Source organism: Streptomyces sp. NPDC057694, from assembly GCF_042799415.1.
Lineage (GTDB): Bacteria > Actinomycetota > Actinomycetes > Streptomycetales > Streptomycetaceae > Streptomyces.
In genome coordinates this window covers 31,295-44,703 of record NZ_JBHVIX010000042.1, presented here as the reverse complement: position 1 = coordinate 44,703, position 13,409 = coordinate 31,295, and the positions used below count along the sequence as shown (strand labels likewise).

At 72.0% G+C, this 13,409-nt stretch carries 13 protein-coding genes; 1 reads left to right on the top strand and 12 read right to left on the bottom strand.

The window, feature by feature from the left end:
* Window positions 1–290: 290 nt before the first annotated feature.
* The 7 genes from ACFVDP_RS42455 to ACFVDP_RS42425 form a co-directional block, all read right to left on the bottom strand.
* Window positions 291–1,259 carry an N-acetylglucosamine kinase gene (locus ACFVDP_RS42455; protein WP_383502828.1) on the bottom strand — a complete coding sequence of 323 codons (969 nt, stop codon included), beginning with the start codon at window positions 1,257–1,259 and terminating at the stop codon, window positions 291–293.
* The gene (locus tag ACFVDP_RS42450; protein WP_383502825.1) at window positions 1,256–2,521 is read right to left on the bottom strand and encodes a 6-phospho-beta-glucosidase; all 1,266 of its coding nucleotides are present in this window, start codon (window positions 2,519–2,521) and stop codon (window positions 1,256–1,258) included. The genes ACFVDP_RS42455 and ACFVDP_RS42450 overlap by 4 nt, the downstream gene beginning before the upstream one ends.
* Window positions 2,522–2,537: 16 nt before the next feature.
* Window positions 2,538–3,440, bottom strand: a complete 903-nt coding sequence (locus ACFVDP_RS42445) for a carbohydrate ABC transporter permease (RefSeq protein ID WP_383502822.1) — start codon at window positions 3,438–3,440, stop codon at window positions 2,538–2,540.
* Between the two features lie 3 nt (window positions 3,441–3,443).
* Window positions 3,444–4,379: a carbohydrate ABC transporter permease gene (locus tag ACFVDP_RS42440; RefSeq protein ID WP_383502819.1), complete on the bottom strand. Its 936-nt coding sequence runs from the start codon at window positions 4,377–4,379 to the stop codon at window positions 3,444–3,446.
* Between the two features lie 10 nt (window positions 4,380–4,389).
* A complete protein-coding gene (locus tag ACFVDP_RS42435; protein ID WP_383502816.1) occupies window positions 4,390–5,727 on the bottom strand; it encodes an ABC transporter substrate-binding protein in 1,338 nt (445 codons plus the stop codon).
* A 57-nt stretch (window positions 5,728–5,784) separates the two neighbouring features.
* Window positions 5,785–6,951, bottom strand: coding sequence for an ROK family protein (locus ACFVDP_RS42430; RefSeq protein ID WP_383502813.1), 1,167 nt, complete (start codon window positions 6,949–6,951; stop codon window positions 5,785–5,787).
* 279 nt (window positions 6,952–7,230) lie between these two features.
* On the bottom strand, window positions 7,231–7,767 hold the full coding sequence (locus ACFVDP_RS42425; protein ID WP_383502810.1) for an HNH endonuclease: 537 nt from the start codon (window positions 7,765–7,767) through the stop codon (window positions 7,231–7,233).
* Window positions 7,768–8,065: 298 nt separating this feature from the next.
* Between ACFVDP_RS42425 and ACFVDP_RS42420 the strand changes: the two genes are divergently transcribed.
* Window positions 8,066–9,115: a mechanosensitive ion channel family protein gene (locus ACFVDP_RS42420; protein WP_383502807.1), complete on the top strand. Its 1,050-nt coding sequence runs from the start codon at window positions 8,066–8,068 to the stop codon at window positions 9,113–9,115.
* 68 nt (window positions 9,116–9,183) lie between these two features.
* Here the strand turns inward: ACFVDP_RS42420 and ACFVDP_RS42415 are convergent, their stop codons facing one another.
* Genes ACFVDP_RS42415 through ACFVDP_RS42395 form a run of 5 tightly spaced genes read right to left on the bottom strand, consistent with a single transcriptional unit; the run spans window position 9,184 to window position 13,403 of the window.
* Window positions 9,184–9,795, bottom strand: coding sequence for a hypothetical protein (locus ACFVDP_RS42415; RefSeq protein ID WP_383502804.1), 612 nt, complete (start codon window positions 9,793–9,795; stop codon window positions 9,184–9,186).
* Window positions 9,792–11,171, bottom strand: a complete 1,380-nt coding sequence (locus tag ACFVDP_RS42410; RefSeq protein WP_383502801.1) for a hypothetical protein — start codon at window positions 11,169–11,171, stop codon at window positions 9,792–9,794. Before ACFVDP_RS42410 ends, ACFVDP_RS42415 begins: the two co-directional genes overlap by 4 nt.
* Window positions 11,168–11,959, bottom strand: coding sequence for an ABC transporter ATP-binding protein (locus ACFVDP_RS42405; protein WP_383502798.1), 792 nt, complete (start codon window positions 11,957–11,959; stop codon window positions 11,168–11,170). Before ACFVDP_RS42405 ends, ACFVDP_RS42410 begins: the two co-directional genes overlap by 4 nt.
* On the bottom strand, window positions 11,956–12,837 hold the full coding sequence (locus ACFVDP_RS42400; protein ID WP_383502796.1) for a zf-HC2 domain-containing protein: 882 nt from the start codon (window positions 12,835–12,837) through the stop codon (window positions 11,956–11,958). The genes ACFVDP_RS42405 and ACFVDP_RS42400 overlap by 4 nt, the downstream gene beginning before the upstream one ends.
* Window positions 12,834–13,403, bottom strand: coding sequence for an RNA polymerase sigma factor (locus tag ACFVDP_RS42395; RefSeq protein WP_383502793.1), 570 nt, complete (start codon window positions 13,401–13,403; stop codon window positions 12,834–12,836). The genes ACFVDP_RS42400 and ACFVDP_RS42395 overlap by 4 nt, the downstream gene beginning before the upstream one ends.
* Window positions 13,404–13,409 lie beyond the last annotated feature (6 nt).

Genomic DNA, 13,409 nt, shown 5'->3' with positions numbered 1-13,409 from the left:
GTTCTTCATCTGCGGCCCGGTGGCCGCTTCTCGCGCAGTTCCCCGCGCCCCTGAGATGCGCACTTCGTGCGCCATCTCATCAGGGGCGCGCCACCCGCCCCTCGTCAGAGGCGCGCCACCGGCCCTTGAGGAGAGGCGCGCGGAGCGCAGCCTCAGGGGGAGGCGGCGCGTAGCGCCTGCCTCAGGGGCGCGGGGAACTGCGCGAGAAGCGGCCACCGGCGCGCGCAGGACCGACAACCCGATCAGGGGCGCGGGGAACTGCGCGAGCAGCCACGACGAGAGCCGCGGGGCTAGAGGGTGTAGTGGGCCCGGACCTTCGCGTGCACCGTCGGGGGTGCTCCCACTGTGTCCAGGCCCAGCAAGGCGGCACCCAGCACCGGGCGTTCCGTGACCACTCGGGGGTCGGCCTTCGGGGCGCGGGCGGCCAGCAGATCGCGGATCCGGGTGTCCAGTTGCGGGTGGCGGGCAGCCAGGACGCTGCCGCCAAGGAGCACCGGTACCTCAGCATCCAGCAGGTCAAGCCGGCGCAGCGCCACCGTGGACATGGCCACCACCTCGTCGGCCATCCGGTCCACCAGGCCCCGGGCCACCGGATCCCCGCCCGCCGCCGTGGCGAACAGCACCGGAGCGCACTCGTGCCGCCGCTGCACCGGAATCCGCCCCAGGTGCAGCGCCTCGATCAGCGCGTACATGGAGCCGAGCCCGAAGTGCGCCGGGAGATCGTGCATCAGGGCCGTCGGCTCACCGCGGCCGTCCTCGGCGCGGGCCGCGAACCACAGGGCCTCCTCGGCGAGGCCGCCACCCCCGCCCCAGTCACCGGAGATCTTGCCGATGGCGGGGAAACGTGCCGTACGGCCGTCGGGCAGCATCCCGGCGCAGTTGACGCCCGCGCCGCAGACGACGGCGACCCCGCGCGGCTCGGCGTCCTCAAGGAGTCCGGCGCGCAGCACGGCGAAGGTGTCGTTGCGCACGTCAACGCTGGACGACCAGCCCCGCGCCCGCAGCGCCGCGGCCAGCTCCCGCTCCTCCACCGGGAGATCGGCGTTGGCCAGACAGGCGGACACATGGCCCACCGCGTCGAGCCCCGCCTCGGCGAGCGCGCGGCCGACCGCGTCCGCGAGGACGTCCACGGCGGCCTCGACACCCACGCGGGGCGGCTGGAACCCGCCGCCGCGGGCCGCGCCGACGACCTGGCCGTCGGCCGCGACCACCGCGACGTCGGTCTTGCTGTTCCCCGCGTCCACGGCAAGGACGGTCATGCCCACGCGAGGTGCTCCCGGTTGTGCGCGATCAGCTGGTCGGTGAGCTGCTCCGCGTACGTCAGCTGGCCGACGAGCGGGTGTGCGAGCAGCGCCTTGAAGACGCGGTCGCGGCCGCCGCGCAGCGCGGCGTCGAGGGCCAGGTCCTCGTAGGCGGTGACGTTGGCGATGAGGCCCGCGTACAGCGGGTCGAGGGTCGGCACCGGCAGCGGGCGGGCGCCCTTGCCGTCGACGGCGGCCTGCACCTCGATGACGGCGTCGTCGGGGAGGAAGGGCAGCGTGCCGTTGTTGTAGGTGTTGACGACCTGGTAGGGGGAGCCGCCACCGCCGAGGAGCGACGCCGCCAGATCCACGGCCGCCTCGCTGTAGAAGGCGCCGCCGCGCTTGGCGAGCAGTTCCGGCTTCTCGTCGAGCGCCGGGTCGCCGTACATCTCCAGGAGCTGCCGCTCCATCTCGGCGACCTGGGAGGCCCGCGACGGCTTCGTGCGCAGCTCTTCGACGACCTTGTCGTGCTGGTAGTAGTAGCGCAGGTAGTACGACGGCACGACACCGAGCCGGTCGACGACCTCGCGCGGCATGTGCAGGTCGTCGGCGACCGCGTCGCCGTGCTCGGCCAGCAGCCCCGGCAGCACGTTCTCCCCCTCCGGGCCGCCCAGGCGCACGCCCAGCTCCCAGGTGAGGTGGTTGAGGCCGACGTGGTCGAGGTGGACCTGCGAGGGCGTCACGTCGAGCAGCTTGGCGAACTTGCGCTGGAAGCCGATCGCGACGTTGCACAGGCCGACGGCCTTGTGCCCGGCCTGGAGCAGGGCCCGGGTCACGATGCCGACCGGGTTGGTGAAGTCGATGATCCAGGCGTTCGGGTTGGCGCGGCGTACGCGCTCGGCGATGTCGAGCACGACCGGGACCGTGCGCAGCGCCTTCGCGAGGCCGCCGGCGCCGGTCGTCTCCTGGCCGACGCAGCCGCAGTCCAGCGGCCACGTCTCGTCCTGGTTGCGGGCGGCCTGGCCGCCGACGCGCAGCTGGAGCAGGACCGCGTCGGCGTCGGCGACGCCCGCGTCCACGTCGGACGTCGTGCGGATGACGCCCGGGTGGCCCTGCTTGGCGAAGATCCGGCGGGCGAGGCCGCCGACCAGCTCCAGGCGGTCGGCCGCCGGGTCGACCAGGACCAGTTCCTCGATGGGCAGGGTGTCCCTCAACCGGGCGAAGCCGTCGATGAGTTCGGGAGTGTAGGTCGACCCTCCGCCGACCACTGCGAGCTTCATTACCGAATAACCGTCCTTAGCCCTTTACTCCGGTGAGGGTGACACCCTCGACGAAGGCCTTTTGTGCGAAGAAGAAGACGATGCAGACCGGCGCCATCACCAGAAGTGTCGCGGCCATCGTCAGGTTCCAGTTGACGCTGTGCGCGGACTTGAAGGATTCGAGACCGTAACTCAGCGTCCAGGAAGCCGGGTTCTGGGCCGCGTAGATCTGCGGCCCGAAGTAGTCGTTCCAGCAGTAGAAGAACTGGAACAGGGCGATCGCGGCGATGCCCGGCTTGGCCATCGGCACCACGATCTTCAGCAGGGTCCGCAGCTCACCGCAGCCGTCGACCTTCGCCGACTCGATGTACTCCTTCGGGATCGTCAGCAGGAACTGACGGAGCAGGAAGATCGAGTACGCGTCGCCGAACGCCATCGGGATGATCAGCGGCCACAGCGTGCCGGAGAGGTGGAACTGCTGGGCCCACACCAGGTACATCGGGATCACGATGACCTGCGGCGGCAGCATCATCGTCGAGATGACGAGGATCATCGCCGTGCGGCGCCCGCGGAACCGGAACTTGGCGAGCGCGTAGGCCACGGGGACCGCCGAGCACACCGTGAACAGGGTGCCCACGACCGCGTAGAAGATCGAGTTCCGCCACCAGAGGAGGAACCCGTCGGTCTCGAAGACGGTCTTGTAGTTCTCCCAGTGCCAGGAGTTGGGCCACAGGTCGCCGCTCATCGCCTGGTCGTCGGCCATCACCGAGGTGAGGAAGACGAACACGAAGGGGAGGACGAACAGCAGCGCGACGGCGATCGCGATGCTGTGCACGGCGATCCAGTTGAGGATCTCCTTGCGGCGCGGGCGGCCCGGCCCGTCGTCTCTCGTGGCGGTGGCGTCGGGGCGCGCCGCCGGGCGCAGGGTGGTGGTGGTCATGGATCAGTCCTCCGCCGAGAGCAGGCCCGAGCGCTTGCGCATGAGCAGCATGGTCACGGCCATCGCGATGACGAACAGGACGAGCGAGAGCACGCACGCCGCGCCGGTGTTGAAGTTCTGGAAGCCCATCGAGTAGACGAGCTGGGGGACCGTGAGGGTCGAGTGGTCCGGGTAGCCGGGCTGGATGACCGAGCCGGGGCCGATGGAGACGCCGGAGGCGATCTTCCCGGCGACCAGGGCCTGCGTGTAGTACTGCATGGTCTGCACGACACCCGTCACGACCGCGAACATCACGATCGGGGTGATGGACGGCCAGGTCACGTACCGGAACTTCGAGAACGCGCCCGCTCCGTCCAGCTCGGCGGCCTCGTACTGCTCCTTCGGTACGTCGAGCAGCGCGGCCATGAAGATGACCATGAGGTCGCCGATGCCCCACAGGGACAGCAGGACGAGGGACGGCTTGGCCCAGGTCGGGTCGTTGAACCAGTTCGGGCCCTCGATGCCGATCTTGCTCAGCACCTCGTTGACCGGACCGGTCGCGGGGTTGAGCAGGAAGACGAAGGCGACGGTGGCGGCCACCGGCGGGGCCAGGTAGGGCAGGTAGAAGGCGGTCCGGAAGAAGCCGACGCCGCTCTTGATCTTCGTGACGAGCAGGCCGAGCGAGAGCCCGAAGACCACCCGCAGCGCCACCATGATCACGACCAGCCACAGCGTGTTCCACAGGGCCGGGCCGAACAGCGGCATGTCCTGGAACACGTACTTCCAGTTCCGCAGCCCCACGAACGTGGGCGCCTTGATCTGGTTGTAGTGCATGAACGAGAAGTAGACGGTGGCCAGCAGCGGGTACGCGAAGAAGGCGCTGAACCCGATCAGCCAGGGGGACAGGAAGCCCAGGGTGCGCAGTCTGCGCCGCGCGGGCCGGGAGAGTGCGATTGCCATGCGCGGGTCCTCAGTTCTGCGACTGCAGGGTGTCGGCGTCGATGAGCTTGTCGAGGCGCTGGAGCCCCTTCTTCAGGTTCGGGACCTTGCCCGCCTCCTCGGTGTACGAGAAGTCCTGGAGCTGCACGACGTACATGCCGCCGTTCGTCGACGGGGGCATGACCTGGCTGTACTTGTTCTTCGCGATGTCCAGGAACGTGCGGAACGCCGGGTCGGCGTCCAGCTTCGGCGACTTGAGGGCCGCCTTCGTCGAGGGCACGTTGTGGATCGCGTTCGCGAACTTCACGACCTGGTCGGTGTCCGCGGTCAGGAACTTGACCAGCTCCCAGGCCGCGTTCTGGTGCTTGCTGCTGTGCGCGATGCCGGCGACGGTGCCGGTGAGATAGCCGCGCCCGTACGCGTCGGCCTGGTCGTCGGGGACGGGCAGCGGGGCCACGCCCCAGTCGAACTTCGCCTTGGAGTCGTTCAGCATCAGACCGCGCCACTCACCGTCGAGGTGCATGGCGAGCTTGCCGCTGAGGAAGGCGTTCTGGTTCGACATCTCGTCGCCGAACGACGTGCGGAACCGCTCCAGGGCGTTGTAGCCGCCCTGCGCGTCCATCAGCTTCTTCGTCGTCTTGAAGTAGTCGTACGACGCCGGTTCCTTGGACAGGCGGGACGTGCCGTCCTTGTCGAAGTAGGTGGGCCCCCACTGGGCGAACAGCCGGTCGGGGCTGTTCTGGTAGAGCCGGAAGTTCGGCATGAAGCCGACCCGCTCGTACGAGGTGCCCTTCTTCTTCGTCAGCTTCTTGGAGTCGGCGATGAACTCGGACATCGTCTTCGGCGGGTGCGTGATGCCCGCCTCCTTGAAGGCGTCCTTGTTGTAGTACATGCCGAAGGCGTCCGCGAGCAGCGGCAGGGCGCACTGATTGCCGTTGTAACTCGTGTAGTTCAGAAGGGACTTCGGGAAGACCTTGTTCTTGTCGAGCCCGGTCTTCTTCATGAACGGGTCGAGGTCGGCCCACATGCCGGAGTCGCAGTACTGGCCGACGTTGTTGGTGGTGAAGGACGAGACGACGTCGGGGGCTTCGTCGCCGCCCGCGCGCAGGGCCTGGTTGACGGTGGCGTCCGAGACGTTGCCGGTGGCCTGTACATGGATGTTCGGGTGGAGCTTCTCGAAGCGGGCGATCGAGTCGTTGATCGCCTTGACCTCGCCGGACGCCGACCAGCCGTGCCAGAACTTGATGGTGACCGGCTTCGTCGGATCGTCGTCGGCGCTCCCGGTACTGGGATTGGCACAGCCGGCGAGCAGCAGTCCGGTCGCGGCGAGCACCACGGGTGCGCGCAGGGGTATGCGCCATCGCGGCATGGCGAACGTCCTTTACGTGGATGGGGACGGGGGAGGGGCGGTGCGGGGGTACGGGGGTCAGGCGCCGCTGGTGTCGAAGACGGTGTCGCGGGCCTGGGTGAGGGCGATGCGCAGGGCGCCGGTGAGGATGGGGTCGTCGGCCAGGTCGCTGGTGCGCAACTGGGGCCGGGGCAGGGCGAGTCCGGTGAGTTCCCGCTCCACGCGCTCGCGCAGCGCGTCGCCGCCCGCCTGGGCGACCTGCCCGGACAGCACGACGAGTTCGGGGTCGACGACGGCGACGACGGCGGCGAGGCCGGTGGCGATGCGCCGGGCCACCTCGTCGAGGACCTCGACGTCGCCGAGCGCCTCGGCCAGGTCCTCGACACCGCCCGCGAGCCGGCGGATCGCGGGGGCCGCGACCAGCGACTGGAAGCCGCCGCCCGCGTCGTTGCGGGCGTGCACGGAGTCGCCGCCGCGGGCGAGCGGGGCGCCGGGCAGCGGCATGTAGCCGATCTCGCCCGCGCCGCCGGTCGCGCCGCGCAGCAGGACGCCGCCGAGCACGATCGCGGCGCCGACGCCCTCGTCGACGTAGGCGAGGACGAAGTCGTCGTGGTCCTGGGCGGCGCCCTCGTGCTGCTCGGCGAGGGCCGCGAGGTTGACGTCGTTCTCGATGGAGACGGGGGTGCCGAGCACCTCGGCCAGCTCGGCGCGCAGGGTGCGCGAGTGCCAGCCGGGCAGGTGCGGGGCGTAGCGCAGCTGGCCGGTGTGCGGGTCGATGGCGCCCGGGGTGCCGATGACCGTCGCGGTCAGGTCGTCGTGGCCGAGCCCGGCCCGGTCCAGGGCGCCGTCGACGGCCTCGCTGACGAGCTGCGCGGTGCGGTGGCGCACGTCCTCCGCGACGGCGACGGCCTCGATCCGGGCCCGGCCGCGCTCGGCGCCGGTGATGTCGGCGACGACCGCGGTGATGCCGGTCGGGTCGGCGGACAGGGCGGCGACGTGCGCGGCGCCGGGGGCGATCTCGTAGAGCAGGGCGTTGGGCCCGGGGCGGCCGCTCTGGCTGCCGGTGGTGCGCACCAGGCCCGCGGCTTCGAGCCGCCCGAGGATCTGCGAGGTCGTCGGCTTGGACAGGCCGGTGAGTTCGCCGATCCGGGTGCGGGTGAGGGGGCCGTGGGCGACGAGGAGATCGAGGGCGGAACGGTCGTTCATCGCACGCAGCACGCTGGGGGTGCCCGGGGTAGCGGCCATCGTCGTGCTGCCTCCTCGTGGTGTCGCATCCACTGTTAGGAAAGTTTCCTATTGGGTGCGAGGAACCTAAGACGCAGGTGAAGGGGGCGTCAATAGGCGACGCCCCCTGGTTGGCCAACTCGTTACTTCGAGGCTCACCGCACGCGGCCCGGCCGGGGGTGAATGAGGATCATGGGGTGGGGATGGCAGGCCCTGGGGCATGGGTCCGTCCGGCTCGGGCGGCCGCCCTGACCGGACGGACCCGTACCGGCCCGTCAACACAAAGACCCGGATCGATTGTCAGGCGGAAACGCCTTCGATCCGGGCCAGGGCCTCGTCCGCGCCGAATGGCTGCAAGTACGGCAGCCAGCGCGGGTCCCTATGTCCGGTCCCGATGATGCGCCAGGCCAGGCCCGTCGGCGGAGCGGGCTTGCTGCGCAGGCGCCAGCCGATCTCCACCAGATGGCGGTCGGCCTTGGTGTGGTTGCAGCGGCGGCACGACGCCACCACGTTGTCCCAGACGTGCTGGCCCCCGCGGCTGCGCGGGATGACGTGGTCGACGCTGGTTGCGACGCCACCGCAGTACATGCACCGGCCGCCGTCACGGGCGAACAGCGCACGCCGGGTCAGAGGAACGGGGCCCCGGTAGGGAACCCGGACGAACCGCTTGAGCCGGACCACGCTGGGTGCGGGGACGGTGCGTGTCGCGCTGTGCATGAAGGCGCCGGACTCCTCGAGACAAGTGGCCTTGTTCTCCAGGACGAGTACGAGCGCGCGGCGGAGCGGTACGACGCCGAGGGGCTCGTACGACGCGTTGAGGACCAGGACATGCGGCACGGAATGCCTCCTTGTACGCCGGCGGCGCGTGGCTCGCGCCGGGACGATCTGGTAGTCAGTCTCCCCTCATCGCTGGTCATGGCGCCACCATGTCCGCGTAACGGCCTTGAAGTGTTTTCGACCACATCTCACCGCCGTCCGGGGCGCGACCGGGGCGGACGCGGGTGAGCACCGTCTCTCCGCCGAACATCTCGATGATCCGCACACAATGCCCCGTTAGTGTGGTGGGCCTGCCCGCTCCTGTCCCCGAGCCGTGCCGCCCTGTGGCGGGCAGAGGCAACGCCTGGAGGTACCTGCCGTGATCTTGTCCGTCCTGTCGGCCGCCAATGACACGGGCAGCCAGCAGCAGCCCACGCTCAAGGACGCCCAGGAGCAGGCCGGCCAGGCCGCCAGCTGGGTCGAGGAGAACTGGTCCGACTGGCTGGCCGTCGGCCTGCGGGTCCTGCTGATCGTCGTCATCGCCGCCGTGCTGCGCGTGGTGATACGCCGGGCCATCACCAAGCTGATCGAGCGCATGAACCGCACGGTGCAGGCCGTGGACGGCACCGCCTTCGGCGGCCTGCTGGTGAACGTGGAGCGGCGCCGCCAGCGCTCGCACGCCATAGGCAGCGTGCTGCGCTCCGTCGCGTCGTTCGTGATCCTGGGCACCGCCGCCCTGATGATCCTCAGCACCTTCGACATCAACCTGGCCCCGCTGCTCGCCTCGGCCGGAGTCGCCGGTGTCGCCATCGGTTTCGGCGCCCGCAACCTCGTGACCGACTTCCTCTCGGGCGTCTTCATGATCCTGGAGGACCAGTACGGGGTCGGGGACACCATCGACGCCGGGGTCGCCTCCGGTGAGGTGATCGAGGTCGGCCTGCGCGTCACCAAGCTGCGCGGCGCCGAGGGCGAGATCTGGTACGTGCGCAACGGCGAGGTCAAGCGGATAGGGAACCTCTCCCAGGGCTGGGCCACCGCCGGTGTCGATGTCACCGTCCGCGCCGACGAGGACCTCGACAAGGTGAAGACGGTGCTCTCCGAGGCGGGCGAGGCCATGAGCAAGGCCGAGCCGTGGAACGAGATGCTGTGGGGCCCCATCGAGGTCCTCGGCCTCGACAGCGTCCTCCTGGACTCGATGGTGGTGCGGGTCTCCGCCAAGACCATGCCCGGCAAGGCCCTGACTGTCGAGCGCGAGCTGCGCTGGCGCATCAAGCGCGCCTTCGACGAGGCGGGCATCCGGATCGTGGGCGGCGCCCCGGTCGCGGTCGACGAACCGGCCGCCGACCCGACGGCCGGGATGGCCGCGCCGTCGGCGTACGCCTCCGCCACCTCACCGCAGTCGCTGGCCGCGTCGCCGCTGCAGAAGTAGGCACCGTCACGAGGAGGGGGCGGCCGGAGATCATTCCGGCCGCCCCCTCCTCGTACGTGACGGGAGTCCTAACTCCGGTCGCCGCGCGCCCCCATCCGCGCGTACAGGGCCGCCCCCACGACGAACGCGGCCAGCGCCACCGCCCACGCCCCGCGCTGCGGCCCCGGCTGCATCGGCCAGGTCAGCATCGTCGCGCCGTGCAGGCGCGGGTTGGAGTACGACAGATAGACGGCGCCGATGTACAGCATCGTCGGCAGCCAGCTCAGGCGGGCGCCGATGAGCACCACGGCGACGGCCGTGAGCCCGGTGGCGCCGAACGTGTTGCGGACCATGGCGGCCGCGCCGAACTCCTGGACGTTGCCGGGCAGGGCGAGTGCGAGGAGCGCCGCGGCCAGTGCGGTCAGCGCGAGCAGATGGGCCAGCCGCGGCGGCCACCAGCGGCGCACGGCGGTGCGGTCCAGTTCCCGCGCGTACTCGTGGGTGCTGACTCCGATCGCCGCCGAGGCGAACAGCGGGGCCAGGGCGAGCAGCGGGACCCGCCGGTACGGGTCCATGTACGTGTCGGGGCGCGTCGCCGCCCACAGGGTGAACAGCGCCGTGGCGGCGAGGGCGGCCACCGTCATCGGCACGGCCCGGGAGCGGGCGTACAGGGCGAAGGGGTGCAGGGCGGTGGCGTTCACAGGGACGGCACCTCGCTGTCGGTGCGGCCGCAGCGGTCCTGTGCGAAGTAGCGGGACAGCCAGGCGCGGCGTTCGGCGGGGGACATGGTGCGCAGGTGGTCGTAGGCGCGCTGTTCAGTCTTGAGGCGACGCAGGTCTGCCTTGTCGCCGTTGGCGCGGGCGATCTTGAGTCTCTGCCTGCGGATCTCGTCGCTTATGTGGCTCGGCGCGAGCCAGCGAGTCACGGCGTCGTCCACGAGTGCGACCTTTGCCGGTTCTCTCCGGACGAACGGGCAGTCGGAGCCGCCGATCAGGATCGTCGCCGCCTCCCACCGGAACTGTTCGGCCTCGACGATCCGTCCGCGCACCAGATACCAGCCCAGCGGCGAGAGCATCGGCAGCGACGCCTCGTCCGCGTCCGGGCGGCCCGGCAGGTCCTCGAAGCGCACGGGCAGGTTCTCCACACCCTTCAGCCGGTCGATGAGGGGCCGCAGGGCCTCGGTGACCTCGGGGAGTTGTCGGGCGCGGGTCCCGTTCACGCAGATCTGCGGGGCCGTGTCCGTCGTGCACACCTGCCGGTGCGCGCGCGGGTCGGGGCGGGACAGACCGTCCCCGACCTGCACGAGCAGCGTGCCCGCGACGGCTGCCGCAACCAGCGGGACCAGCGCGGTCCGGCGGCGGGCCGCGCAGGCCAGCACCGCGGCCGCCGCGAGGGCGAGGAACCACCCGGCGGTCAGGAACGGATGCCACCACTCGAGCACCACGCTGCGCCGGAACCCCTCGGGTGCCGGGCCGAGGAAGCGCAGCACGCTCTCGGTGGTGCCGGCCGCACCGAACAGCCCGTACCCCACGACCCCCAGCAGCGGCGCCGCCAGCCGCCACGGCACGAGCGCGCCGACGACGTGCCCGGTCAGGGCGCAGGCCACCAGCACGGCGGCCGAACCGGCGAACGCCGTCGGGGTGAAGCCGCCCGGCGTCGCGTACGGGCGGCTGGCGAGCACCCCGCCGACGAACGTCAGCACGTACGCCGCGACCAGCCAGCACGCCAACGGCAGCGCGGCCATCAGTAGTTGGGCGAGCGGCCCGCGCACCGCCGTCGCGCGCAGCACGTCCGTGCCGCGCCGCCGCTCCCGGCCGCCCTGCCAGCAGCCCGCCGCGAGGGCGAGCGGACCGCCGAGGATGACACCGCCCGCGCGCAGGACGCTCAGCGTGTCGGTCCAACTGCCCTGCCACGTCTCCGAGGTGTTGTACAGGTACGCCCCGAGCGCCACCGCCAGGGCGAGCCCCGCCCAGGGTGCCAGGCCGCGCAGCAGCTCGGCCCGCAGCGGGTGCGGCGCCGGGCGGCGCGGGGCCGCCTTCGTGGCCGGACGGTCCGCCAGGAGGAGCGGCGCGTTCATCGGCCCGCCTCCGTGCCCCGGTGGACGCGCAGCGCCGTCGTGTAGCCGCGCTCGATGGCGTTGCCGTCGGCCTCGTCGCCGTCGCGGCCGAGGGCGGCCAGGGACGCGGGGGTGCCGCGGTAGGCGATCGTGCCGCGCTCGATCAGGGTGACCCCGGTGCAGGCCGCCGCCACGTCCTCCACCAGGTGCGTGGAGACGACGACGGTGGACTCCTCGCCCAACTCCCGCAGCAGCGAACGGAATTCGACGCGCTGCTCGGGGTCCAGTCCGGCCGTCGGCTCGTCGAGCAGCAGCAGCCGCGGGCTGTTCACGACGGCCTGCGCGATGCCGACGCGCCGCACCATGCCGCCGGACAGCGTCTTGAGCTTCGCGTCGATACGGTCGCCGAGGCCGACCCGCTCGACGGCCCGCTCCACAGCCGCCCCCGTCTCCGCGGCCGGTATCTCCTTCAGCCAGGCCACGTACGCCACGAACTCGCGCACCGTGAACCCCGGGTAGTAGCCGAAGTCCTGCGGCAGGTAGCCGAGTTGACGCCGGGCCGCGCGCCGCTCGCGGGCGTTCCCCAGGTCGCCGCCGAACAGTTCCACGCGGCCCGAGGTGGGCCGGGCCACGGTGGCGAGGACGCGGATGAGGGAGGTCTTGCCCGCTCCGTTGGGCCCGAGCAGCCCGTGCACCCCGGTGCCGAAGTCCAGGTCGACGGCGTCGAGGGCCGTGGTCCTGCGGTGCCGGACGGTCAGGCCGGACACCCGTACCGGCGCCGTTCCCGTCGTGAGGGTCGTCGTGCTCACATCGTCTCCAAGTGGTCGTACGCGGACCGGCGTACGGCGATCAGCGCGGCGCACGCGACCAGCGCCGCCGCCCAACTCGCCTGTGCCGCGGGGCCGTCGAAGTAGAGGGAGAGCTGTTCCGCGAGGCGGACCGAGAGGCCCCGGGGCGTGGTGGCCGTGGGCACCGCCACCGCGGCCGCCCAGCCCGCGCCGACCGTGCCGGTGGCCGCCCGGCAGCCCACGTAGCCGCCGAGCGCGAGCGCGGCCAGGGTCAGCGCGAGGCCCGGCAGCAGCCAGGCGGCAGGACCCGGGCCCGGGCCGTGTGGTCCGGGCAGCAGCAGCCCCGCCGCCGTAAGCAACGGCAGGCTCACCGCGAGGACGCCGAGCGTTCGGACCAGCAGCAGCCGCAGACCGCCCGCCGGGGTCGACGCGGCGATCTCGTGCAGCGGGTCGGCGTGCCGCCCGAACGACAGCGCGACCCCGGCGAGCGGCACCAGCGGCGCGAGCGCCAGCAGCAGCGGCCCGGCCGCCCCGGACCCGGTGCCGTACGCGAGGGCCACCGCGCCCGCCGCCACCACGAACAGGGCGATCAGCCACGGGCCGCGCAGCGCCGGGCCCACGCTCCACCACAGCCGCCCGAGCCGCCGGGCGCCCGGGACCCGCACGGGCTCCGGTGCGCGCACCTCGGCGAGGAGCACGGCCCGTACGTCCGCCAGGACCGGCCCCGCCGCCCCGGCGCGGGCCGCGCCCGACACCCGTACGGCACAGGACGCGCAGTCCTCCACATGGCGCTCCACGGACCAGCAGTCCGGCTCGGGGAGCACGCCGTCCACGTACCGGGCCGCGACGCCGTCCGGCACGTGCCAGGCGGCGAACCCGTTCAGATCGTGGCCGCTCATGCGATGCCTCCCGAGGGTTCCAGCGGTCCGGAGGCCGCCAACGCGGCCAGTGCGGCGCGCAGTTCGCGGCGGGCGCGCTGCGCGCGGGTCTTCACGGTGCCCTCCGGTATGCCGAGCAGCCGGGCGGCCTCCCGGGTGGTCAGGCCGTCGACGACGGTGGCCCGCAGCACGTCGCGCAGTTCGGGCGAGATCCGGTCGAGGGCGGTGCCCACGTCGCCGTACTGGAGCCCGGCCAGCACATGGTCCTCGGCGGACGGCGCCGACCCGGCCTCGGGCGGCTCGACCCGGTCGGCCCGCGCCCGGACGCGCTGCGCGTCGACGAGGCGGCGCGCGGCGATCGTCCACAGCCAGCCGCCGGCCTCACCGCCCTGGTGCGCCCGCGCCGAACGCCACACCGCGAGGAACGTGTCCTGGAGCACCTCGCGCACCGTCTCCGGGTCGTCGCAGCGCCGGCTCAGCCGGACGTGCAGCCAGCCGGAATGCCGGTCGTAGAGGGCGGCCAGCGCATCCGCGTCGCCCCGGGCGACGGCCCGCAGCAGCGCCCGGTCGTCTCGGTCGGCCCCCATGGGGCG

What these genes read in the sequence shown, in the direction of transcription:
- ACFVDP_RS42440 (WP_383502819.1), bottom strand. Translation starts at nt 4,379, where the DNA reads ATGGCAATCGCACTCTCCCGGCCCGCGCGGCGCAGACTGCGCACCCTG.
- ACFVDP_RS42410 (WP_383502801.1), bottom strand. Translation starts at nt 11,171, where the DNA reads ATGAACGCGCCGCTCCTCCTGGCGGACCGTCCGGCCACGAAGGCGGCC.
- ACFVDP_RS42430 (WP_383502813.1), bottom strand. Translation starts at nt 6,951, where the DNA reads ATGGCCGCTACCCCGGGCACCCCCAGCGTGCTGCGTGCGATGAACGAC.
- ACFVDP_RS42450 (WP_383502825.1), bottom strand. Translation starts at nt 2,521, where the DNA reads ATGAAGCTCGCAGTGGTCGGCGGAGGGTCGACCTACACTCCCGAACTC.
- ACFVDP_RS42435 (WP_383502816.1), bottom strand. Translation starts at nt 5,727, where the DNA reads ATGCCGCGATGGCGCATACCCCTGCGCGCACCCGTGGTGCTCGCCGCG.
- ACFVDP_RS42395 (WP_383502793.1), bottom strand. Translation starts at nt 13,403, where the DNA reads ATGGGGGCCGACCGAGACGACCGGGCGCTGCTGCGGGCCGTCGCCCGG.
- ACFVDP_RS42400 (WP_383502796.1), bottom strand. Translation starts at nt 12,837, where the DNA reads ATGAGCGGCCACGATCTGAACGGGTTCGCCGCCTGGCACGTGCCGGAC.
- ACFVDP_RS42455 (WP_383502828.1), bottom strand. Translation starts at nt 1,259, where the DNA reads ATGACCGTCCTTGCCGTGGACGCGGGGAACAGCAAGACCGACGTCGCG.
- ACFVDP_RS42445 (WP_383502822.1), bottom strand. Translation starts at nt 3,440, where the DNA reads ATGACCACCACCACCCTGCGCCCGGCGGCGCGCCCCGACGCCACCGCC.